This is a genomic window from Vibrio sp. 2132-1 (assembly GCF_033344315.1).
In genome coordinates this window covers 1-690 of sequence record NZ_JAWPON010000355.1, presented here as the reverse complement: position 1 = coordinate 690, position 690 = coordinate 1, and the positions used below count along the sequence as shown (strand labels likewise).

At 43.3% G+C, this 690-nt stretch carries 2 pseudogenes; both read left to right on the top strand.

Features of this window, described 5'->3' with window-relative positions:
- Positions 1-343, top strand: a pseudogene (locus R8N47_RS25390) (site-specific integrase); the annotation flags it as partial.
- A pseudogene (locus tag R8N47_RS25385) lies at positions 340-690 on the top strand (hypothetical protein); the annotation flags it as partial. The pseudogenes R8N47_RS25390 and R8N47_RS25385, both read left to right, overlap by 4 nt.

The following is a 690-nucleotide window of genomic DNA, read 5'->3' as shown; positions in this document are numbered from 1 at the left end:
TCAAGGGAAAGGCGGTCTCATTCGTGAAGTTCAAATCCCCAACCATTTGGCAGAAAAGTTAGAAGAACGCAGACTCGATACACCACAGCAACTCTCTGACAGGGGCGTGAATTACGAATCGCATTACAACATAGCAGGAGGACACAAGTTTTCTGATGCGTTCAGCAAAGCGAGTTCTCGCGCTCTTGGGTACTCCAACGGAGCACACGGCTTACGCCATAGCTACGCACAAAACCGCTACGAACAACTGGCTAACCACTTTGAGCGTATCGATGTCATGACGATTATTTCTCAAGAGCTAGGGCATTTCCGCCCCGATATTACAGAGGTATACCTACGATGATTTGGGGATTTTTGACGGTAATTGTTGTGGGATTGGTATTGCTTTTTGCAGCACCATTTCTTGATTTTCTAACTCCCGATAGCACGATTTGGTTAGTAGACTTATCCAACTCAAATGGTCCTATTTTACTAGCACAAGGCGCAAAAACGCTCTGGTACCAATGGCAATCATGGGTTTACATATTCTTGTTTAGCCTCATGACAGCGTTCATTTTAGGTTTAATTTACAACGGCCTTCGCACATTCGCAGATGAGTCGTTACTCAAAGCTAAGAAAGAATTAGATAAAAAAACGAAAGAGATCGAAAACATAAAACGAGAATACCAAGGTCAAGTTGAGAAGGATATC